Source organism: Sphingomonas sp. LT1P40 (assembly GCF_036663835.1).
In the GTDB taxonomy this organism is placed as follows: Bacteria; Pseudomonadota; Alphaproteobacteria; order Sphingomonadales; family Sphingomonadaceae; genus Sphingomonas.
The window spans coordinates 1-22,116 of record NZ_JAXOJT010000001.1; the positions used below are offsets into that span (position 1 = coordinate 1).

Sequence of the window (22,116 nt, forward strand, 5' to 3'; positions counted from 1 at the left end):
GTCGTTATGCGTGGTGATGTCGTAGCTGTCGCCCGGGCTGGCCAGTAGCCCGATCGTGTCGATGTTGCGCAGCGTCGTCGAGCCGAGCACCAGCGCGTTCGCCCCGGCATAATCGCCGCGAAGGCCGACCTGATCGTTGGTCCCGGTCCCGCCGTCGATGCTGTCGCTCGCATCCAGCGACGCGCCCATCAGGAACGCGTCGTTGGCGGCACCGCCATTGACGCTGTCCGTGCCGCCCTGTGACAGGTCGAAATAATCGGGGGCGGGCGTGCCAGTCAGGCCGTTGTCTCCGTCATTGCCCTGAAGCCGGTCGCCCACCGTATCCTGACCCGTGACGGTGACCGTGACCAGGGCGCTGCCGCCATTGACGATGTATTCGAACGTGTCGATCGCGCTGCCATTGGTGGCACCAGTCGCCGCCGCCGTCGTCGGGCTGACCAGCCAGTCGAACTTGCGGTTGGTGTCATAGCTGATCGTGCCGTCTTCGTTGAGCGTCACCAGCGCACCGGAGGCCAGCGTTACCGTGCCGCCCAGCGACACCGGCTGTCCGTCGATCGCGGTAATCATCAGCATCGGATCGTCGATGTCGGCATCGTTCTGCTGCACATCGATGGTAACAGTCCCGCTCTCCAGCACCGTCGCATCGTCGGGCGTCGCGTATGCAGGATCGTCGATCGGGCTGACGACGATATCGACAGTCGCCTGATTGGGGATCGGCGGCGTGCTGAGATTCTGATCAAAGCTGATAAAGCCCGTGCCGGCCGTGACGATGTCGAGCAAGCCGTCACCGGTCATATCGACCAGCGCCAGCCCGGTGCCGGGTGCGGAGTCGAAGCCGATCCGGTCGCCGAACGATCCATTGCCGCTGCCAAGGAAGACGCCGATGTTCGAACCGAACCCATCGCTCAGTGTGACGATGTCGACAATGCCATCGCCATTAACGTCGCCGGTCGCGATCGAGTTGATCCGTTGATCGACGGAAATGTTCCAGCCTAGGCTGTCGAAGCCGCCGCCTTCAACGCCAAGCGAAACGGACAGCGCGCTACTGAGTGGTCCGACGATCGAATAAATATAGTCGTTGAGGCCATCACCGTTCACATCGGCGACCAGCAAGGCGGAGTAGTCACCGGCGGCTACTGTAAATGGCGGTTTAAAACTGCCGTCACCAAGCCCACCGAGGAAGGATATCCCGTCAACTGTGATCGCCACGATGTCGAGCACGCCATCTCCATCGGCGTCCGTGATGAAAAAGTCGTCGGACGCGGCATTGCTGCCGCTGACCGCACTACTGGTGTAAGTGCCCCCTTCGCCTGAAATCACCGCCAGGATTTCGCTGGTAACGGTGTCGCGCGTTACCGCGTCGAGCACGCCGTCGCCATTCAGGTCGGCGACCTGCAAGCCTTCGATGGCATTGGTGAAGGTCGCAATCTGCGAGGTTTCGGCGGTGACCGAAGCGATGAAGCGGATTTCGGAGCCGCTCTCGTTGATCCCGGCCACAAGCAGATCTTCGAGACCGTCGCCTGTGAAGTCGCCGACGGCAACGCCCACGGGCTTAGCGCCCCACGACAGCCCGTTCACACCACCGCCAGGCAGCGCCAGGTTCACGGTATAGCCATTTTCGGCATCGCCGACCGCCAGGACGCCGATGTTGGACCCGTTGACCGTCACCGTACGCAACGCCGTGCTAGGGACATCGCCGCCGAACATGCCGCCATAACCGGTGAAATCGACATTCGTCGGCGTGCCGCCATAGGGCAGGAGAACCTGCAATTGGTCGACGCCGTTATAGTCGACATCGGGCAGATAGGTCAGGCCGTTCGCGGCCAGCGTGGCGTTGATCGCAGCGCGCGACGCGGTGATCTCGACCTGTGACGTGCCGTCGGCGCTGATCGCGCTCGCATCGACGCCGTCCTGCACATCGGTGCGGACTGTCAGCGTGCCGTGGGTGACGCTGAAGCGGACCGTGATGACCTCGGACGGATCATTGTCCACATCCTCGATCGACAGGCCGGAGATGGCGATCGCGGTGTCTTCATCGACCGGGATGCCAGTAGGGACTGAAATCGTCGCCAGATCGTCGACGCCCTCCACCATCACGGTTGCGGTGGTGGTGTAATAGGTCACCTCGCCGCCGTCGCTGAGCGTGAAGGTCAGCGCGCGGGTCAGCGGATCGCCGACCTCGCCATTGTAATTATAGCGGATCGCTTCCAGCGCGCCCTGTACGGCCTCATCGGACGCATCGGCGTTGAAGGTGATGACCAGCTCCAGCCCTTCATTACCGCCGGTGTAGGTGCCGATCAGCACGCCCTGATAGAACAGGTCGTTGCCTTGGACGCCGAAGTCCGTCTCCATCAGGTCGACGAGGAACAGATCCTCGTTCGGCAATCCGCCATCGTCGAACGCGATGGTCAGCGTCAGGCCGTCGAACTCGGTTTCATCTGGATCGGCGAAAAACGGCGACTGGCTCAGCGCGACCGGCTCGCCATCCTCGGTGAACGTCGCTTCAAACCCGTTCGAGAATTCCTCGAGATAGAACCACGGGTTGTCGTCGACCGGCGTGACGTTGAAGGTCAGCACATTGTCGGAAACAGCGGTATCGGCGCCGCCATTATCGGTACCGCCATCGTCGCGGACGCGGAAGGTGATCGACGCATAATCGTCGCCATATTGGTCGCCATCATTGACGAAGCTGAGCCGGCCGGCGGCGATATCGGCCGCGCTGATCACTGCGCCGTCCACCTGATCGACGCCGTCGAGCCGCAGCCAGCCAGCGGCAGGCATGGTGACGATGGTGATGTCGGCCAGCGCGTTGCCGTCAACATCGTCGAAGCCGAAATCGGCGAGACTGAAGACGTGCGCGACGTCTTCATCGATCGTGAGAGTGGCGTCGGTGCCGGTGGGCGCGTCGCTGACCGCCCCGATCGCGATCCCGAAAATGTCGGCGGCGTATGAGAGGCCATCAAAGGCAAGCACTTCGACCGAGATGGTGCCGTTGAAATCCAGCGGCGGGGTGCCGGAGAACAGGCCGGTCACCGGGTTCAGAACCAGCCAGTCGGGAAGCGGATCGCCGTTATCCAGCGTCGCCGTATAGCTGAGCGTGCTGTCCGGATCGCTGAACGCGTCCGATGGGATCTGGAAGCTGAATACCGTGTCCTCGGTCCCGGTCTGATCCGGGATGCCGTTGGCGATACTTGGCGCGTCGTTTTCCGCCGCGATGTAAATCGGCACGGTGGACGTCGAAGTGGCGCCCTGATCGTCCATGATCGTGATCGAGAAGGTGGCAGATTCGGGCGGGGCGTCGCCGGTGAAGCTGTAGCTGACCGTCCCCTCGCCGCCGGCGCGGAACAGGGCGTTCAGCTGCGCCATCGTGCCGGACACGACGACTTCGTTCGTGCCGTTCCCGCTGTCGACCGTCGCGCCGCTGGTCCCGGCATCGACGTTGATCTCACCGGCATCGACCGACAGCGTCACACGCACGGTGCCACCGCCGTCGTTCAGGTCGAAAAAGTCGAGAATGCCGTTCAGGCTGGTTTCCGCCGTTTCCGAAGCGGCGATGCCGGGCATGTAACGCTGGGTAAAGATGCCCGCTTCGTCACCCTGACCGCTGCCGCTCCAGCTGACGATAAAGCCGTCGCCCACGGTGACGATCACCGGTTCGAGCTGATCGCCGGCGGCGGAGGTGCTGACGTGCAGCTCGTTGCCGACCGGCAGCCCGGACCCATCGAATTGTTGCGCATAGATGCCGCGCCCGTCGCCATCCTGACCGGGTGACGTCCAGGCGATGACGAAGCCGCCACCGGTCAATATGGTGACGACCGGATTTTCCTGATCGTTGCCCAACGTCGTGTTGGCGCGAGTCTCCACACCATAGGGTTGTCCGGTCGCGTCGAACTGCTGGAAATAAATCTCGTAGCTGTCCGAACCCGGGGGCTGGCTTTGATAGGCGACGACATAACCGCCACCGGCCCGTCCAGCGACCGACGGGTTGATCTGGCCACCCTCGGTAATCGTGTTGACGCGGACTTCGCCCTGTGGCTCGCCGGCAGCGTTGAAGCGTTGCGAAAAGATGCCCTCATATTCGCCATCCTGATCGTTGGACGTCCACACGGCGACGAACGCGCCGCCGTCCTGGGCAGCGATCGAGGGGGCGAACTGGCTGCCTGCGGTGGTCGAATTGACGCGGAATTCGGTGCCTGCGGGCGCGCCATTGCTGTCAAAGCGCTGGCCGAAAATACCATCGTAGCTGCCATCCTCACTGGACATCCAGATAACGACAAAGCCGCCGCCATCCAGTGCGGTAACTTGTGGCTGAACCTCGCCATGTTGCGTGGTGGTGTTGACTGCGAACTCACCGCCGACGGGATTGCCGTTCGAGTCGAACCGCTGCCCGAAGATGCCTTCATAGGCTCCGTCCTGACCAGTCCATATGATGACATAGCCGCCATCGGCGAGCACGGTGACCGCCGGTTGCAGCTGATGGTCTGCGATAGTCGTATTGACGCGAACCGGGGTCTGATAAGGTGTCCCATTGGTATCGTAATGCTGGACAAAAATGCCGCTGCCATCGCCATCGGGTGCCTGCCAGGCGATAAGGTAGCTGCCGTTCGGAAACCCGGCGATCGCGGAACTTTCCTGCCGCAACCCCTGATCCGCGCCGGCCGTGACATGGACTTCGCCGCCAGCCGCGACGAGGCCGGTGGTGAACCCGGCGTTGGCGGGGGGATTGGGCATGGGTGCGACAAGCACGTTGACGTTGCCGAAGGTCTGGCCGCCCTTGCCGTCCTGTACGACATAGGTGAAGCTGTCGTTCCCAGTGAACCAGGGATGCGGAGTGTAAACCACGTCGCCATTGGGGGACAGGCTCACATTACCGCCTGTCGGAAAAGTGTAGATGGACGCCGTAAGCGCGTCACCGTCGGGGTCGTTGTCGTTCGACAGGACGTTGACCTGACCCTCGCTCGTCGGGCTGGTCAGGAAGATGACGTCATTCTGGCTGCTCGGCGGGGTGTTGGGCGGCGGGGGCGGCGGGGGCGGGGTCGCCACTTCGGTTCCGATCGTCGCCGCCTCGGCCGAGATCCCGGTGATACCGCCCCGATTCGTCACGTCGATGGTGATCCGCGATCCGCCATCGGACGTCTGACCGGCATAAGTTGCGTCCAGCGCGTACACCGACAGCCCGGTCGGGGTGCCGAAGAATTCGGGATTGGGCACGAAGCGCAGCTTCGCATCTTCGTTCAGGACGAGGGCGGAGCCCTCTCCGACCAGTCCGACCTGGTTCCAGCCGACGCCGTCGGTGGAATATTCCCACTGACCTTCAGATCCGAATTGCGGGTTGTAGGCGATGGCGATGGCGTTGATCGTCTCGCTGGCATCGTCAGGATCGTCATAGGACGCCGCGAACAGCGTATCGACCGAGATTTCGGGTGACGTTTCACCCTCGACCGGCACGATCATGACATTGTCAATGTCGGGCGACTGGTTCACCTCGAACGTGAACAACGGGGTCGCGCCCGACGCGGCGGGGTCGGTGTTAACATCGACGGCCAGCACGGTCCCTTCCATCGTGCCGTCGGTGATCCACAATTCCGAACCGTGAATGCCGTCGTCGGCCGTGAAATAAAGCTTGCCATCGACCACGGTGAAATTGCCGGGATAGGTGCTGGCGGTACCGGCGTTGATGACCTTGAGTAGAAGCGCGCCGCCGGAACCGTCTGAAAACCATAATTCCGCGGTGAAGCCGTTGACGCCTTCGCCCGCCGTCAGAAAATACAGACGTCCGTTGAATTCAATCATCGCAGCGGGATCACGGGCAGACAGGATCGCGGTTCCTTCGGCGGTGCCGTCGGTGATCCAGAGCTGTTGGTCGATGCTATTCCCGCTAGCCTGAAACACGACACGGTCGCCGAACACCAGGAAGCTGCCTGGCGCCGAACTGGCCGTCGGCGACAGGTCCTTTAGCAGCACCGTTCCAGCGGTCGTGCCGTCCGAAATCCACAATTCACTCTGGCCATTTGAACCCTGACCGCGGAACAAGACCTTGTTACCAAAGGCCACCGGCTCCCAGAAGATGTTGCTTGCGGTGCTGACCAGGACCGTGCCATCGACCGTTCCGTCGGTTCGCCAAATCTGACCATTGGCGCGGAACATGACGAATGAACCCACCGACACAAACGCGCCGGGGCTGGAGTTTCCTGTGCCGGGGACGATATCTTTCAGCAGCAGTGTTCCGTCGGCGCTGCCGTCGGTGACCCACAATTCTCCACCTTCAGGGCCGTTGCCCGTAAACACCGCCTTGTCGCCGATGGTTGTCATGCCGAACGGCGACCCGTTACCCGCTGGATAGATGTCCTTCAGCAGCGTCGTCCCTTCCGGAGTGCCGTCGGTTACATAAAGTTCAGTACCGGAAGGACCTGTGGCCGCAAAAAGCAGCTTGTCGCCCAGCTGCTCAAAATAAAACGGATTGCTGCCGCCTGTGCCCGGATTGATATCGGCAAGCATGATCGTGCCGTCGGTCGTGCCGTCGGTGATCCACAATTCGCGGCCATTGCTGCCATCGGTTGCGGTAAATATGATCTTGTCGCCAAAGGCTTGCAGGTCGGCTGGCGAGGCGCTGCCAACTGGATTGATGTCAGCCAGTTTCGCCGTGCCGTCCTGTGAGCCGTCGCTGATCCACAATTCGGTTTCGCCGTTCACCGTTGCGACGAACACCAGACTGTCGCCCAGCGCGACGGCAGCAGAGATAGCGGACGATGCGGTGACGCCGGTCTCGACCATGATCGGCATCGTCCCCTCCGGCGTGCCGTCGGTGATCCACATATCGTGGCCGTTGCCGCCATTGGCACGGAATAGGATATGATCCCCGATCACGACGAAATTACCGGGCGTGCTGCCAGTGCTGCCGGGAAAAATGTCCTTGAGCAGCATCGTTCCCGCCGTCGTGCCGTCCGTGACCCACAGTTCAACGCCGGTTGACCCGGGCTGAGTCGCCGAGAAGACGAGCTTGCCGCCAAGGGCCGTAAAATTCGCGGGGACGGACTGCAAATTGCCCGGCGCGATGTTCGCAAGCAGCGTCACCGTTCCGGTGGTGATGTTGGCGATCCACGGCTCCACGCCGCTTGCCGAGACGCTGGCGCGAAATACGACGTAGTCACCGAACGCTGTCAGCGTCGTGGGGTTGGCGCTGGTAGGGCCTGCAACGGTACTGCCGAGCAGGGCGGTGCCGCCAGTCGTGCCGTCGGTCATCCACAACTCGGCGCCATTCGTACCGTCGTTTGCGGTGAACACAATTTTGTCGCCGACGCGGACGAAATTGGCGGGGCTGGAGCCGGTCGCGCCGCTGCGGATTTCCAGCAAAAGCAACGTGCCCCCGTCGGTGCCGTCGGTGATCCACAATTCCCGGTTCGAGCCAGTGCTCGCGGCGCTGAAGATCACCTTGCCGTCCAGTTCGATCAGCCCTTGGGGCGATGACGATCCGGAGACGTTGATGTCCGGCAACTGGCGCGTGCCGAGAGCAGTGCCGTCGGAAACCCACAGTTCGTTGCCGCCCCCCGTGCCGCCGTCGGCCACGAACACGATTTTGTCACCAATGACCCTGAAATTGTTGGCGTTGGCCGATCCGGAGGCGTTGATCGTGGCGATCATTTCCGTGCCGTCTGCGGAGCCGTCCGTGCTCCACAATTCAGTGCCGCCGCTTTCCGACGTCACCGAGAACACGATCTTGCCGTGGAACGCCGTCAGGTTTGCGGGCGCCGCGCCGTTTCCGCCGACCACGATGTCCTTGAGCAGGAATGTCCCCGCCGTCGTCCCGTCGCTGATCCACAGCTCCGCGCCATTCACGCCATTGTCGGCGGAGAAAACGACGCGGTTGCCCAATGCGACGAAATTCTTCGCATCCGGATTTGCCGTGTCGAGCTCCCGGATGTCACTCAACAGCCGCGTCCCCGCCTCAGTGCCGTCGGTAATCCACAGCGACATGCCCTTGGTGGCGTGGTTCGCCACGAACAGTGTCATCTTGGCCATTGATATTCCCCGCGCTCTGAACGGACTGCGCCCCCGCGCGTCACTGATTCGTCGAAGAATCGCGCGTAACTATCGAACCTGATTAGGGAAACCACCTAGTGACCCAGATTGGATAACGAGGCGGAAACTAGCTTACGGCGAGTCCCAAATCGGCAATGGGCGGTCGCCCGGTGATGTAGCGTGCGGGGATATCCGCCGGATTTAGGCCCAGCATGGCAAGGTCGCGCAGCTTGTTGGCCAGAAACACGCTGGGCGATGTGCTGATCGCGCGAATGTCGGCATGCTGCAGATTATGGGCGAGCACGGTCCAGTCGCCATTGGGCAGGCGCGACACCAGTCCGGCCGCAGTCAGCGCCTCGATCTGACGCCACGCGGTGGCATAGGGCATCGACAGCGCGGCGGCGATCCGGCGCAGCGAAATCCCCAACCGTACCGAGTCGGGCGGAATCTCGTTGGCGTAGCGGCGGGCGAGCACCGGGTCATAGGTTACGTCGCGCACCGCGACGTTGGTCAGTCCGGCCCACAGCATCAACCCGTTCCGGCTGATGCCCCTTATCGCATAGCTGTCGACCGTCATCAGCAACGTATCGGCTGCGCGCTCCAGCAAATCGAGCATGCTGACCACCGCGGGCGTTACGGGGCTAAGGAAATAGTCGGAAGTATAGTGCAGATCCTCGACCATTCGCAGGAACAGATCGTGGATGCCCGTAAAATTGCGGATCGCCGCCGATCGTGCCTGTGGCGTGTCGCCGAGCGCGATCCCGTGCGGCAACGCGACGAAAATGCCTTGGTCGAGCAGGTTGTTGACGTGGCGACGCACCGTCTCTGCCGATCCGCCGAGCGACTGGGCGATACGACGCACGGTAATGGCGTTGACCGGAACAGCCGGCGGCGCGATCACCCCGTCCTGAATCCAGTCCGGCAGACACACGCGTGAGACGATGCCGAATTCCAGGCTGACCAGCGGTCGTCCGGAAAACAGACTGGCCGCCAGTTGCGTCGCTGCAATTGAAAACTCCGAACGCAACCGGGTCAACTGGCGCAGGGGCGGATCGGCGACGACAGGACTCACGCGGCCTGTTTGCCCGATTGTATTTCACACGTCCATGCAAGCGGCGGAGGTGGCTAGCAAATTTTGGGACGCGCCGCCGCAGCACTGGCCAGTTCACGCTCCGACTGGACGAAGCCATAGGCCGGGATGATGGCGTCGGCGCGATCCGAAACCGCGGCCCACTGGTCCGTTACGCGCTGCCCGGCGTCCGCCGCGCCGCCGATATGGCGGCCCTGCGACAGGGCGATGCTGGCGGTGGCGAAATGGCCTGCGCCCGCACACAGGATCGCGCGCGTCGGCGCGTCTTCGCTGACCAGCGCGAGCAGACCGGGGCTGACCAGCGCCGGATCGAGTAGGTCGAGGCTGCCGTCCGCGAGCACCCCTTGCGTCATCTGGGTCGCGGCGGTGGGGGCGAGGCAGTTGACGCGAATGTCGTATTTCTCGCCCTCGATCGCCAGCGTCTGCATCAGCCCGACCAGCGCCATCTTTGCCGCGCCGTAATTGGCCTGGCCGAAATTGCCCCACAGGCCGGAAGACGAAGTCGTCATCACGATGCGGCCGTAATTCTGGCTGCGCATGATCTCCCACACCGCCTTGGTACAGGTCGCCGCGCCCATCAAATGAACATCGACCACCAGCCGGAAATCGTCGAGCGTCATCTTGGCGAAGCTCTTGTCGCGCAGGATACCGGCATTGTTCACCAGAATGTCGATCCGGCCCCACTGGTCGATCGTCTGCTGGACCATCGTCTCGACCGCCGCTTCGTCGGTCACCGATGCGGCGATGGCGATCGCATGGCCACCGCGCGCGGCGATTTCGTCGGCCACACGCTGGGCAGCTTCGATACCGAGATCATTGACCACCACCCGGGCACCCTGGCTTGCCAGATACAAAGCGTGCGCGCGTCCCAGACCGCCGCCGGCCCCGGTTACGATTGCAATGCGTCCATCGAGCGACATCTGCTTCATCTCCATTAATCTTAACTAACCAGTGAGTGAGTGTTCTGAATATGCGGTTTGGAGCGATCGGCTCCGGCTATTCCGCCTTGTTGCAGATCTGCATGAAACCGGCCGCCATGAACGACGCCATGCGTGCCTTGACCGCGGCGAAATCCTCGGACTTGCACAGCCCACCCGACAATTTGTCGATCCGTCCGGTCCGCGCCAGCGTCGTCATCAGCGCGCCGGTGACGAAGTGATAGCCCCAGAAGATATCCGCTTCCGCGCAACCGGGCAGCGCTTTTTTCAGCAGTTCGACCAGCCGCAACACCACGGGGTCGAAATGCGTGTCCATCATTTCCGCGCCCCATTCGGGACTGTTGGACACGAGTGCGCCGAGTGCGCCGTAATTCTTCCAGCTCTCGCCACCCTCGATATACAGATCGAGGTCGGTATCGAGGAACGCGCGCAGCGCTCCCTCGACCGACGGTTTTCCATCTGACGACGCCTCATAGGCATCGAGGGCCTCCATCCGGCGGCTGATGGTCACCTGCGCACGTCGCGCGAACACGGCATCGAACAGCTTCTTCTTGTCGTCGAAATAATAGTTCAGCAGCGTGTGATGCACGCCGACGCGCTTGGCCACATCCTTCAGCGTGACGCCGTACAGGCCGTGACGCGAGAACAGATATTCGGCCTCGTCGAGGATCTGCTCCATCGTCTCGGCACGCTGCTCGGCCTTAGTCGAGCGCCGACGCGGTTTTGGCTCTGGTGCCACCAACTCGTCTTTCCAATCCTGTTCCCGCCGGTGCCGCTGCACCGGGCTGCGCTCAACCGCTTCCATATTCGGCCCGCAACCGCAACTTGTCGATCTTGCCCGTCGCCGCAAGCGGCATCTCGGTCAGCCGGATCACGGCATCGGGTACCCACCACGGTGCCAGCCGCAAACGCACCGGCTCCAGCAGGACTTCGTCCTCGACCGCATCGCCATTCTTCATCTCGACCAGCAGGATCGGGCGTTCGCCCCATTTGGGGTCGCTGCGGCCGATCACGGCGGCCAGCGACACCTGTGGCAGCGCGCCGACGACCGCCTCGATCTCCGCCGGGTTGATCCATTCGCCGCCCGATTTGATGAGGTCCTTGGAACGTCCGGTGATGGTCAGATTGCCGCGCGTGTCGATGCGGGCGAGGTCGCCGGTGGGGAACCAGCCATCGCCATCGGTCGCGCTTTGCTCATGCCCGAAATAGCGATCGACCACGGATGCACCGCGCACGCGCAGATGCCCCTCCTGACCGCGTTGTTCGGGCAAGGCCGTGCCATCGGCATCGGTCAGCAACAGATCGACGCCGAGCGCGGGGCGGCCCGACACCGATGCCGTGCGCTGCGGATCGTCGGGCGGGGCAACGGTGCCCGATGGCGAGAGTTCGGTCATGCCCCAGCTGGTCTGGACGGTCACGCCCAGCCGCGCTTCGATCCGCGCCATCAGCGCGGGAGCCATCGGCGCACCGCCGACGATGATGCGTTTGAGCGAGGGGAGTTCACCCCCCGTGGCCTCCAGATGCTCGACCAGCCCCAGCCAGACGGTCGGCACGCCGACGCCGATCGTAACGCCTTCCCCCGCGATCAGCCGCGCGAGGCTTGCCCCATCGGCTTGACGGCCGGGCAGCACCAGCCTGCCGCCGACAGCTGGCAGCGCGAACGGCAGGCCCCAGGCATTGGCATGGAACATCGGCACCATCGCCAGCACCGTGTCGCGCCCTGAAATCGCCATCACATCGACTTGCAGGATACGCAGCGTGTGCAGGAAGCTGGAGCGGTGGGTATAGGTCACGCCCTTTGGCGCGCCGGTGGTGCCGGAGGTGAAGCACAGGCCGCACGGTGCGGTCTCGTCGAACTGGCCCCAGATGGCGTCCGGCGCGGCGGCGGCGATCAGCGGGTTCAGCGCATGGGCGTCCGCGTCATCGCCGTCGATCGCCAGCACGCGCGTGATTGCGGGCGAGCGCGCGGCGATTTCCAGCGCGACCGGCATCAGGTCGGTGCTGGCGATCAGCATCTTTGCGCCGGACTCACTCGCCATCGCGCCCAGCTGGGCAACGGTCAGCCGCGGATTGAGCGTGTGGCACACTGCCCCCATCCCCATGATGCCGTACCACGCCTCGACATGCGCCTGGCTGTTCCACGCCAGCGTGGCGACGCGGTCGCCGACGCCGATGCCCAGCTCCGTCAGCAGCGACGACACGCGCAGGCTGCGATCGCGCAACGCGGCGTAATCGGTCCGCGTAACGCTACCATCGGGCCGCGCGGTGACGATCTCGCCTTCGGGATACCAGCGCGCCGCGTGATCGAGAATCTTGTCCAGCGTCAGCGGAAACGCCTGCATACTGCCCGCAATCATGAGCAGCCCGAACCCTTTGCAGGCAGCACCGGCGACAGGATTCCGGTATTCCAGTTCCACGGCAAATTGCCCGCCGCACGACGGCGGCACATCGCCGTTTCATGCAGCGGATACATGCCGGGCATCATTCGCGTGCCGGGACGCGGTGTCTGTGCGAACGCCATATAGCCCTCGGTCGTGCCGTAAGCCGGCCAGTCGGGATTGCCCGCGGCTTTGGGGACGCCGGTGCGCGCGAACGACACCCAATAATCCATCATCGCGTTGGAGAATTTGCGTTCGGCGGCACCCTCCGCCTTTGGCCAATAGGGCGGGGTGCGATCGAGGTTGCCGAACATGAACGGAATCTCGGCAGCATGAAAGGCGTGCAAGCCCAGTGTCGATGCCGCCAGATAGGCGTGATCGAACACATAGAAATAGCCCGACTGTCCGATTGCGGTCTGCTTCACCGCCAGCCGTTCGGCGGTCCAGCCATACATCGCGTCACGCGGCGTGGCGAGGATGCTGTCGGCCAGCCTGCTCGACGGATAGAGCCGCAGGAACAGCGGCATGAGATCGCCATAACGCGCCCGGATTGCCGCTTCATAGGTCGCCGCATCCTTTGGCACCGGGGGTGCCAGCATCCGCAGCGAGCGGATTTCGCCGCTGTTGAACCCGGCCAGCACCGGCACCGGCGCCTGCTCGCCATGATCGAAGGTGTCGACAATCTGGCGCTTCAGGATTTTGCCGTCGATCGTACCCCACGGGAAATACCCGGCCGCTCCCGCCTTCGCCGTCAGCGCGTTCGGCTCGATCGCGCGCAAGGCCGCGACGTCCTTTGCCCCGAGCGCGGTTGCCACGCGAATGCCGGTTGCCTCCGCCGGAACCTCGCCGTGGCGCGCTTCCTTCAGCGTGGGCGTCGAGATCATGTAGCCGCTTTGCACCACCGCCTTGTGGAACAGGCCGCGCGCATTGGGCGACGCCATCAGGTACAGGATGCTGAGCGCCCCGGCGGACTCGCCCGCGACCGTGACATTGCCCGCATCGCCGCCGAACGCGCCGATGTTGCGCTTGACCCATTCAAGCGCGGCGACCTGATCGAGCAGCCCGTAATTGCCCGAGACTCCGTCGGCGGATTCGGCGCTCAGCCCCGGATGCGCGAAATAGCCGAGGATGCCGAGGCGGTAGTTGATCGACACGATAATCGCGCCCTTCGCCGCGAGCGCCGCGCCGTCATACATGTTTTCATGCGAGTAACCGTTGACCAGCGCGCCGCCGTGAATCCACACGATGACCGGCGCGTTCTTGGCCGCCTTCGGCTTCCAGATGTTGAGCGTCAGGCAATCCTCGCTCATCCGCTCGGGCGGGTTGGCATAGATGCTGACGGCGCTGGACCTGGGCTGGATGCACGCAGCACCGGGGCTGGTCGCCGGGCGCACGCCGTCCCATGCCGCCAATGCGACCGAGCGCTTCCAGCGCAGCGGGCCAACCGGTGGCTGGGCGAACGGAATGCCCTTGAAGACCTCGACCTGTCCCGCAGCCTTGCCCTCGACCGACCCGGCGGGGGCCTTGACCAACGGCCCGGCGATGGCAGGTGCCGACGACAGCAGCGCGGCAAGCAGCAACAGCTTCATGCGGAAACTTTCTCACGGCGGAGTCGCCGTGCGAGCAGGAGGAAGAGCGCAATGGCGATCAGATAGAAGGGGGTGAGGGTGTAGAGCGCCGATTGCAGCCCGTGCATATCGCCCTGAGCCTTGAACCAGTCGCTGGCAAAGCCCACCCAGGTTGGGCCAAGGCCAAGGCCGATAAAGTTCATGATGAGCAGCAGCAGCGCCCCCGACAGCACGCGCTGGTTCGGCCTGACCTCTTCCTGCACCAGCGCCACCGATGCAGAGAGGTAGAAGTAATTGAACACCATCACGACGGCCAGAAACGCCAGTGCCATCGGCCAGCCGGGTGCCCAGATGAAGCCGAGATAAAAGGGCATCGCTACAGCGAGCGATGCCGCGGGCGCAATCGCGTAACCGGCGCGCGATTTGCGCACCAGTCGGTCGATCACCCGGCCCGAAATCACCATCCCGCCGCCCATGCCGATCAGCAGCACCAGCGCATACCAGATCGCCACTTCGCTGAGCACCATCCCCTTTTCGCGCATCAGGAACAGGACGGCGAAATTGCCCAAGCCATAGGTGACGAACTGCGTCGCACCGCTGCCCAATGCTGCCAGCATCAGGACGGGGTTGGACAGGAACATGCGCACGGTCGGCCAGAACGGAGCCATTTCCTTATTCTGAGCCGATTGCACGGTGTCAGTCGCGCCCTTTTGCGGCTCGCGGACGGTTAGCCACACGATCAGCGCCGTGACGATGCCGATCGCACCGACCACGATGAACGGAATGCGCCAGCCGAAACGCTCGGCAATCGCCGCGCCGAACGCCACGCCCAGCGCCGCGCCGATTGCGGGTCCCAGATTGAAGATTCCCAGCGCCGCCGCGCGCTTGCCCGGTGGATAGGTGTCGGTGATGATCGCATAGGATGGCGGCACGCCACCCGCTTCGCCGAATCCCACCATCATCCGCGCGACGACCAGCTGGCCATAGCTCGCCGCCATGCCGCACGCGACCGTCGCCCCGCTCCAGATCGCGCACGCCAGTGAAAGCACCCCGACGCGGCTGGTGCGGTCGGCGAACCAACCGACGGGAATTGCGATGAAGCAGTAGAACATCGCAAAATACAGGCCGCCGATCAGCCCCAATTGCGTGTCGCTGACGCCCAGCGAGTCCTGGATCGGCTTAGCGAGGATACCGATCAGCTGCCGGTCGAGGAAGTTGAGAATATAGACGAAGGTCAGCATCCCCAGCACGAACCCCGCGCGCGGTGCCGGTTGCGCCGGGATAGACCCGGGCTGCGCGAGAGGTTCGGCCGGGGCCATCACTTACAGCCCGTAACCGAGGCGCAGACCGAAGGTGCGCGGACGCATCGTGCCGAAGCGGCTGACCAGGAACGCTTCGGGATGGATGTACGTGATCGAATGATCGTCGAACACATTCTCGACATAGACCTGCCCCGACAATTTGCCCGACTTCACGCCGAAGCTTAGATTGACGTTGGCATATTCGTCGGTCTCGCCAAAGGTCGACAGGCGCAAATTCGGGTTGCCCGGCGTGTTCGGGAACGAGCTGTTATACGATCCGACATATTGCGTGCTGACCGCCAGCGTCCCCTTGGCAGTGCTGCCGATGTCGAAGCTGTTGCTGACCGTCAGCGCGCCCTGAAGCCGCGGTGCCGACAGCCGGTGACCGAGCACCGCGCCCGAAATCGCGGCCTCGGCTGCGCTGAGTTTCGTGATCTTGGAGTCGTTGTACGCCGCGTTCATGCCGATGAAGAAGCCGCTGCCGGGGAACACGCCCATCTCGACCTCGATCCCCTTTGACCGCGCCGCGCCGATATTGGTGGCGAACTGCACCGAATCCGACACGCGGTTGGCTTGCGCCTGGATGTTGCTCCAGTCGATCAGATAGGCAGCGGCGTTGATGCTGACGAGACCACCGAGAAAGCGGGCCTTGGCACCGATCTCATAGCTTTTGATATCGTCCGACGATGCGCCGTTGGGGATGATGATGTCGGACGGCACGGTCAGGCTGGGCCGCCCGGCAAAGGCATTGACGATCGGCGCGCGAAAGCCGGTGGCGAAGGTCGCATAGGTTGTCAGCGACTCGCTCGGCTTATATGTGACGCTCGCCTTCCACGATGGCTTCGACCCTGTCGCCTTTACCCCGGTCGCGGCGGCATAGGGTGTGAAGGTGGTGAAGTTCACCGGAATGTTGAGCAGCGCATAGGTGTAGTAATTCTGCCCGAAGGCCGTGGCGAGGTAACCGCCCGCTTCTGTGAATGCCTGTGCCGAAGTGCGTCCGTAGCGCATGCCGCCGGTCAGCCAGAACTTCTCGGTCACGCGATAGGTCAGCTCGCCGAACGCGGCGAGTTCCTCGCTTTTCGAATGCGTATATTGCTTCTGGAAATACTGGTCGGGCAACCCGGTCAGACCGCGCGCGGCCAGGAATGCGGGATTGGAACGATAGAAATAATCGACGTCGCGACGACGGTTCAAGTAGAAGCCACCGAGCGTGAACTGAAACGGGCCATCCAGCGTAGAAACCAGCCGGGTTTCCTGGACGAAGACCTTATCATAGGCATCGGCATCCAGCCCAAACGCAATCGGCGCGCCGACGAATGATCCGGGTGCGAAAGTGCCAGCAAGATCAACATAGAAGCGCTGGTCGAAATCGGAATAGGTGGACGAGCTGGTCAGCTGGGCAAAGTCGAATTCATAGTCGATCGTTGCGTTCAGGATCGTCTGCTTGCCGGTAAACCGATCGGGCTGGTCCGACGTGCGCTTTTCCCGGCCTAGCGACGGGCTAGTCAGCGACGAGTCCTTCGGATCGCTGTTTTCGTATGACGCGAGCAGGCGGATCGAGAGACGGTCGGTCGGCTTGAACAGCAGCAGCGCGCGGCCGCCCCAGTCGATCAGCGTGTTCGAGTTATGAACGCCGGTGCCGACGTTATCGAGATAGCCTTCCTCGTTGCGATAGAAGCCGACGACACGCAGCGCGAGCTTGTCATCGACCAGCGGCAGATTGACCATCAGATTATAGCGCTGACGCAGCGAGTCCGACCCCGTCAGGCCGATATCGGCCAGCGCCGACACATCGAAATTGTTGAGGTTGGGGCTCTTGTTCAGGATGCGTATCGCGCCCGATAGCGAACCCGATCCGAACAGCGTGCCCTGTGGCCCGCGCAGCACTTCGACCCGCTCGACGTCGAACAAATTGGGATCGACTACCGTGGTGTTGCCGATCGTCGAGACCGGCAGTTCATCGATATAGATCGCCACCGAGCTTTGCAGATTGGCGTTATAGCCGTTGGTGGCAATGCCGCGTGCGGTGAAGTTGTTGAAGTTGGCGGTGGGCTTGTTCAGCACCACGCCCGGCGTTTCACGCGCGAGGCCTTCATAGCCGACGATGCCCTTTTCGGTGAGCTGCTCCTGCGAGAATGCGGTGATGCTCAGCGGAACATCCTGAATGCGCTCGGCCCGGCGCGTCGCCGTGACGATAACGTCCGCACCCGTGGTGGCTTCAGCTTCAGCCTCGGCCGCAGGTGCGGGATTGTCCTGCGCCAGTGCCGGCGCGGCGAAAATTGTGACCGCAGCAGCGGACGCGAGAAGACATGCCCTCATAATCGCTCTCCCATTCGCGTCGGTCATTTGCCGACGTTGTAGGGGCAAACTGATCCAGAATGCGGAGCGAGTCAATACTCACTATCACGAGTGTGAACGTTTTTCAGGGCGGGTTCAGCGCCTCATTTCGGTTTCCCCTGTTGCGCTGCGATCGCCTCGCGTGCCAGCACCCCGGCGGCCTGCGCGGTCTCCCGCGAAGCGCGGGCGGCGGCGGGCGACAGACCGGTGTGTTGCAGGAAGCCGTGGATCAGCGTGGGAAACTCGCGGTAGATCACGGTATTGCCGCCCAATGCCAGCTTGGCTGCATAAGCGCGTTCGGAATCGCGCAGCGGATCGAATCCGGCGGTTGCGATCAGCGTCGGCGGCATCTTGCGCGTCGCGTCGAACAGCGGCGAGACTTCGGGCTGCGACAGGTCCTGATCAGGGAACACGATCGGCAGGATATAGTCGGTGAACGACCGGTCGAGCCGGAACCCTTCGCCGAACAGGCGTGACGAGCTGTACGTCGCGCGCATCGCATCGATCGGGCGATTGTCGACGGCGGGGTAATAGAGGATCTGGCACAATGGTGCCGACTTGCCCTTTGCCAGCCGGCGCGTCGTGACGACGATCGCCATGTTGCCGCCCGCACTGTCTCCCGCGACGCACACCTGATCGGGCGCGCCGCCCAGCCGCGTCGCTTCGCCGACGACCCATTCAAACGCGTTTTCGGCATCGTCCCATGAGGCAGGGTAGGGTGCTTCGGGCGCAAGCCGGTAATCGACGCTGACAACGATCGCACGCGCGTCGTCGGCGAGCTGGCGCGACGAACGGTCGGAGGCGTCGATACCGCCGATGAACCATGCGCCACCATGATAATAGACGATGGTCGGCAGCGTGCCGGTGGCCTTGGGGCGATAGATGCGCACCGGAACGCTGACGCCGCCGCGCTTGACCACATCGTCCTTCACCGATTGCATTTCCGGCGGCGTGGCGGTGCCGGCCAACCATGCGTCGGCGACTTCGCGGCGGATGGCCTTCAGACCGGCCGCAGTGGTCGCGTCATTATCGGGCTTGCCCTTCGCCGCCGCCTCCTGAACCTTGTCGTTTTCCAGCATCGCCTGAATGCCGGGATCCAGCGTCTGACCGTCGAGCCGGATCGGGGCAGCCGGCTTCGACGGCGCGGAATCCTGGCCGTACACCATGGCGGGAACCGTCAGGCTGGAGGCGACGGTGGCCCGAAGCACGATTACGCTGAACCTGTTCATCATTTTCTCCCGCATGTTCCCTTCGTCATTGCCGAGAGCGCGCGCCGATCGCAGCCCTTCTCAAGGGTAAGGGCACTCCGAAAAGGGTAATGATCAGAACCGTCGATCTGGCCGCCGCTGGCCGCACGCTCGGCGCGGGCGAGGCGGTCCTGTTCACCGCCAGTAGCGGTAACATGAGCGGGCGAACCTTTGTGCTGATCGACGCGAACGGCGTGGCGGGTTATGAGTCGGACGAGGATTATGTGATCGAACTGGTCAACCCGCTGCTCCTGGTCGATCCGCCTTTCCCGTTCGTATGAGGAGGTTCCCCTATCCCATCGTGGGGATGACGAAAGCGTTCCCGCCATCCACCGACCCGTCCGGCCAGCGCTGGGTGATCGTCTTGACCTTGGTGAAGAACTTGACCCCCTCCATGCCGTGCTGGTTGGTGTCGCCGAACGCTGAGCGCTTCCATCCGCCAAAGCTGTGATAGGCGACCGGCACCGGGATCGGCACGTTGATGCCGACCATCCCGACATTGACGCGCGAGGCGAACTCGCGTGCGGCATGGCCGTTGCGGGTGAAGATCGCGACGCCATTGCCATACTGGTGATCGCTGGCGAGCTTCAGTGCATCCTCGAACCCGTCCGCCCGCACCATCTGGAGCACCGGGCCGAAAATCTCCTCCTGATAGGACCGCATCTGCGGGGTCACGCGGTCGAACAAGGTCGGGCCGACGAAGAAGCCGTTCTCATGCCCCTGAAGCGTAAAGCCGCGCCCGTCGACGACCAGCTCCGCGCCCTCATCGACGCCCATCTGGATGTAGCTTTCGATCTTCGCCTTGTGCGCAGCGGTGACGACCGGCCCGTAATGCGCCTCGGCATCGGTCGAGACACCGATCCGCAGCGCGTCGATCGCAGGCAGCAGCTTCTCGCGCAAAGCGATCGCGGTCTTTTCCCCGACCGGGACGACCACCGGGAGCGCCATACAGCGCTCGCCCGCCGACCCGAACGCCGCGCCCGCCAGATCGTTGACCACCTGATCCAGATCGGCGTCGGGCATCACGATACCATGGTTCTTGGCACCGCCCATCGCCTGCACGCGCTTTCCGGCATCGACGCCGCGTCGATATACATAATGCGCGATGTCGGACGACCCGACGAAGCTCACCGCCTTGATCTCCGGATGGTCGAGGATCGCGTCGACCATTTCCTTGTCGCCATGGACGACCTGCAACACGCCCTCGGGCAGCCCGGCCTCCAGCATCAGTTCGGCCAGCCGCACCGGCACGCTCGGATCACGCTCGGACGGCTTCAGGATGAAGGCATTGCCGCAGGCGATGGCCACGCCGAACATCCACATCGGGATCATCGCCGGGAAGTTGAACGGGGTAATCCCGGCCACCACGCCCAGCGGCTGGCGCATCGAATAGACGTCGATCCCCGGCCCGGCACCCTGGGTGTACTCCCCCTTCAGCACATGAGGGATGCCGCACGCGAACTCGATAACCTCCAGCCCGCGCTGAATGTCGCCCTTCGAATCCGCGATCACCTTGCCATGTTCGGACGACAGCAGATGCGCGAGGCTGTCCATGTTGGCCTCGATCAGTTCCTTGAACCTGAACATGACGCGCGCGCGGCGTTGCGGGTTGGTTGCCGCCCAGCCGATTTGCGCCGCAACCGCTTTGGCCATCGCGGTATCGAGGTCGGCGGCGGTGCCCAAGCGCACTCGCGCCTGCACCGCGCCTGTGTTGGGGTCGAAAATGTCCGACGTGCGCGTACCCATGCCCGACGTGGCAATGCTGCCGATGAAGTGATTGACTAGGTGCATAGGAAATCCTTGGAGGGTCCGATTCAGATCGGATAATGCCCGGCTTCGGTCTCGATCGTGATCCACCGCAATTCGGTGAAGCTGTCGATCCCGGCCTTGCCGCCGAACCGACCGTAACCGGATGATTTGACGCCACCGAACGGCATCTGCGCCTCGTCATGCACGGTCGATCCGTTGACGTGGCAGATGCCGGACTTGATCTGCCGCGCGACCTTCAGCCCGCGTGCGGATTCAGTCGAGCGAAGCTGTCCATTGCGATCAGGCCGTGACGACGCGGGTTTCGAGTTCGGTACTGATGTGCTCGCGGATGAAATCCTCGTTCAGCTCGATACCCAGACCCGGCCCTTCGGGCGCGAACATGCGGCCCTTCGCATAGCGCGGCCCGTTCAGCGCTACCTCGCCCGTCAAATTAGTCCCTTCGAGTTCATAGACGTCGTGGATCGACAGCGGGCCGCAATTTTCCTGTACGAACTGCGACGCCCATTGATCGGCGACCAGCAGATGCGCGGTCGGTGCCGCTTCGAGGCCGGAGCCGGGCATGCACCCGCACATCACCGGCAGGCCCGACAGGCGCGCCAGCGTCAGCCAGCGTTGCGACTTGAGCAGGCCACCCGCCTTTTGCGTCTTGATAAACAGACCATCGGCGGCGCGGCGATCAATGATCTCCTTGATCTGATGCAGTTCACGCGCGGATTCATCGGCCCAGACCGGCGTCGAGACCTTGCCGCGCAGCCGCGCCATCCCCTCGATATCCCAATAGGGCAGTGGTTGTTCGATCAACTCCAGATTGACGTTGGCCTTTTCCCAACGCCGCAGCGCCTTGAACGCCTGGTCGTAATTCCACAGGCCGTTGATATCGATCATCAGCCGCGCGTCGTCGCCCAGGCCCGCGCGGACCTCGATCATCGTCTGCACCGCTTCCTCATAATCGATGCAGGGCTTGAACTTGATGACCTTGAACCCGGCCGCCAGTGCCTTTTGCGCTTCCCCGATCAGCTGTTCCGGGGGCGCCGCCATCAGGACATAGCCGCAGTCGATCGCCTCGACCGTCTTGCCGCCGAGAAGCTGATAGACCGGCACGCCCAGCGCCTTGCCCTTGATGTCATGCAGTGCTGCATCGACCATCGACTTGGCGTGGAAATTGTCGCGGACGATCAGGTCCATCCGGCCCACGATCTTTTCGATATTGGTCGGATCTTCGCCGATCAGGATGCGTGGCGCGATCTGGCTGGCGATGATTCCGGAAATCGAAAAGTCGGTTTCGCCGTGATAGAAAGCGGAAGTATCGCCCGAATCCGCGATGCCGACGATCCCCTCGTCGGTGTGGATCTTGAGGACGATCTGGTCGAGCTTGCTGATGTTCGTCGTGGCGATGACGATCGGCCGCTTGAGCGGCGTGTGGACGGGAATGCACTCGACCTTGATGATGCGCATTGAATACTCCTGC

At 63.2% G+C, this 22,116-nt stretch carries 12 protein-coding genes and 1 pseudogene; 1 reads left to right on the forward strand and 12 read right to left on the reverse strand.

Features of this window, described 5'->3' with window-relative positions:
- The 9 genes from U1702_RS00005 to U1702_RS00045 all read right to left on the reverse strand — a co-directional run.
- The coding region (locus U1702_RS00005) for an ELWxxDGT repeat protein (RefSeq protein ID WP_332721189.1) at nt 1–8,019 on the reverse strand (8,019 nt) is incomplete at its 3' end.
- Nucleotides 8,020–8,146: 127 nt separating this feature from the next.
- Nucleotides 8,147–9,091, reverse strand: a complete 945-nt coding sequence (locus tag U1702_RS00010; RefSeq protein ID WP_332721190.1) for a hypothetical protein — start codon at nt 9,089–9,091, stop codon at nt 8,147–8,149.
- Nucleotides 9,092–9,144: 53 nt separating this feature from the next.
- The gene (locus U1702_RS00015; protein WP_332724517.1) at nt 9,145–10,029 is read right to left on the reverse strand and encodes an SDR family NAD(P)-dependent oxidoreductase; all 885 of its coding nucleotides are present in this window, start codon (nt 10,027–10,029) and stop codon (nt 9,145–9,147) included.
- Nucleotides 10,030–10,105: 76 nt separating this feature from the next.
- Nucleotides 10,106–10,852 carry a TetR/AcrR family transcriptional regulator gene (locus U1702_RS00020; protein WP_332721191.1) on the reverse strand — a complete coding sequence of 249 codons (747 nt, stop codon included), beginning with the start codon at nt 10,850–10,852 and terminating at the stop codon, nt 10,106–10,108.
- Nucleotides 10,839–12,404, reverse strand: a complete 1,566-nt coding sequence (locus tag U1702_RS00025) for an AMP-binding protein (protein ID WP_332721192.1) — start codon at nt 12,402–12,404, stop codon at nt 10,839–10,841. The genes U1702_RS00020 and U1702_RS00025 overlap by 14 nt, the downstream gene beginning before the upstream one ends.
- A complete protein-coding gene (locus U1702_RS00030) occupies nt 12,401–14,014 on the reverse strand; it encodes a carboxylesterase/lipase family protein (protein WP_332721193.1) in 1,614 nt (537 codons plus the stop codon). The genes U1702_RS00025 and U1702_RS00030 overlap by 4 nt, the downstream gene beginning before the upstream one ends.
- On the reverse strand, nt 14,011–15,312 hold the full coding sequence (locus tag U1702_RS00035; RefSeq protein ID WP_332721194.1) for a spinster family MFS transporter: 1,302 nt from the start codon (nt 15,310–15,312) through the stop codon (nt 14,011–14,013). The genes U1702_RS00030 and U1702_RS00035 overlap by 4 nt, the downstream gene beginning before the upstream one ends.
- 3 nt (nt 15,313–15,315) lie before the next feature.
- On the reverse strand, nt 15,316–17,613 hold the full coding sequence (locus U1702_RS00040; protein WP_332721195.1) for a TonB-dependent receptor: 2,298 nt from the start codon (nt 17,611–17,613) through the stop codon (nt 15,316–15,318).
- Nucleotides 17,614–17,735: 122 nt separating this feature from the next.
- Nucleotides 17,736–18,860 carry an alpha/beta hydrolase gene (locus tag U1702_RS00045; RefSeq protein WP_332721196.1) on the reverse strand — a complete coding sequence of 375 codons (1,125 nt, stop codon included), beginning with the start codon at nt 18,858–18,860 and terminating at the stop codon, nt 17,736–17,738.
- An 89-nt stretch (nt 18,861–18,949) separates the two neighbouring features.
- On the opposite strand from U1702_RS00045, the gene U1702_RS00050 reads away from it, so the two are divergent.
- Nucleotides 18,950–19,159 carry a bluetail domain-containing putative surface protein gene (locus U1702_RS00050; protein WP_332721197.1) on the forward strand — a complete coding sequence of 70 codons (210 nt, stop codon included), beginning with the start codon at nt 18,950–18,952 and terminating at the stop codon, nt 19,157–19,159.
- Nucleotides 19,160–19,169: 10 nt separating this feature from the next.
- Here U1702_RS00050 and U1702_RS00055 read toward each other — a convergent pair whose 3' ends face one another.
- The 3 genes and pseudogenes from U1702_RS00055 to U1702_RS00065 all read right to left on the reverse strand — a co-directional run bounded on the left by U1702_RS00055 (nt 19,170) and on the right by U1702_RS00065 (nt 22,103).
- Nucleotides 19,170–20,669: a CoA-acylating methylmalonate-semialdehyde dehydrogenase gene (locus U1702_RS00055; protein WP_332721198.1), complete on the reverse strand. Its 1,500-nt coding sequence runs from the start codon at nt 20,667–20,669 to the stop codon at nt 19,170–19,172.
- A gap of 23 nt (nt 20,670–20,692) precedes the next feature.
- Nucleotides 20,693–20,902 (reverse strand): annotated as a pseudogene (locus U1702_RS00060) (aldehyde dehydrogenase family protein); the annotation flags it as partial.
- A gap of 25 nt (nt 20,903–20,927) precedes the next feature.
- Complete coding sequence (locus U1702_RS00065; protein ID WP_332721199.1) at nt 20,928–22,103, reverse strand: mandelate racemase/muconate lactonizing enzyme family protein; 1,176 nt, start codon at nt 22,101–22,103, stop codon at nt 20,928–20,930.
- Nucleotides 22,104–22,116 lie beyond the last annotated feature (13 nt).

Excerpts from the sequence above, each read along its gene's own strand:
- U1702_RS00045 (WP_332721196.1), bottom strand. The coding sequence starts at position 18,860 with ATGAACAGGTTCAGCGTAATCGTGCTTCGGGCCACCGTCGCCTCCAGC.
- U1702_RS00055 (WP_332721198.1), bottom strand. The coding sequence starts at position 20,669 with ATGCACCTAGTCAATCACTTCATCGGCAGCATTGCCACGTCGGGCATG.
- U1702_RS00035 (WP_332721194.1), bottom strand. The coding sequence starts at position 15,312 with ATGGCCCCGGCCGAACCTCTCGCGCAGCCCGGGTCTATCCCGGCGCAA.
- U1702_RS00025 (WP_332721192.1), bottom strand. The coding sequence starts at position 12,404 with ATGATTGCGGGCAGTATGCAGGCGTTTCCGCTGACGCTGGACAAGATT.
- U1702_RS00065 (WP_332721199.1), bottom strand. The coding sequence starts at position 22,103 with ATGCGCATCATCAAGGTCGAGTGCATTCCCGTCCACACGCCGCTCAAG.
- U1702_RS00040 (WP_332721195.1), bottom strand. The coding sequence starts at position 17,613 with ATGAGGGCATGTCTTCTCGCGTCCGCTGCTGCGGTCACAATTTTCGCC.
- U1702_RS00030 (WP_332721193.1), bottom strand. The coding sequence starts at position 14,014 with ATGAAGCTGTTGCTGCTTGCCGCGCTGCTGTCGTCGGCACCTGCCATC.
- U1702_RS00020 (WP_332721191.1), bottom strand. The coding sequence starts at position 10,852 with ATGGAAGCGGTTGAGCGCAGCCCGGTGCAGCGGCACCGGCGGGAACAG.
- U1702_RS00050 (WP_332721197.1), top strand. The coding sequence starts at position 18,950 with ATGATCAGAACCGTCGATCTGGCCGCCGCTGGCCGCACGCTCGGCGCG.
- U1702_RS00015 (WP_332724517.1), bottom strand. The coding sequence starts at position 10,029 with ATGTCGCTCGATGGACGCATTGCAATCGTAACCGGGGCCGGCGGCGGT.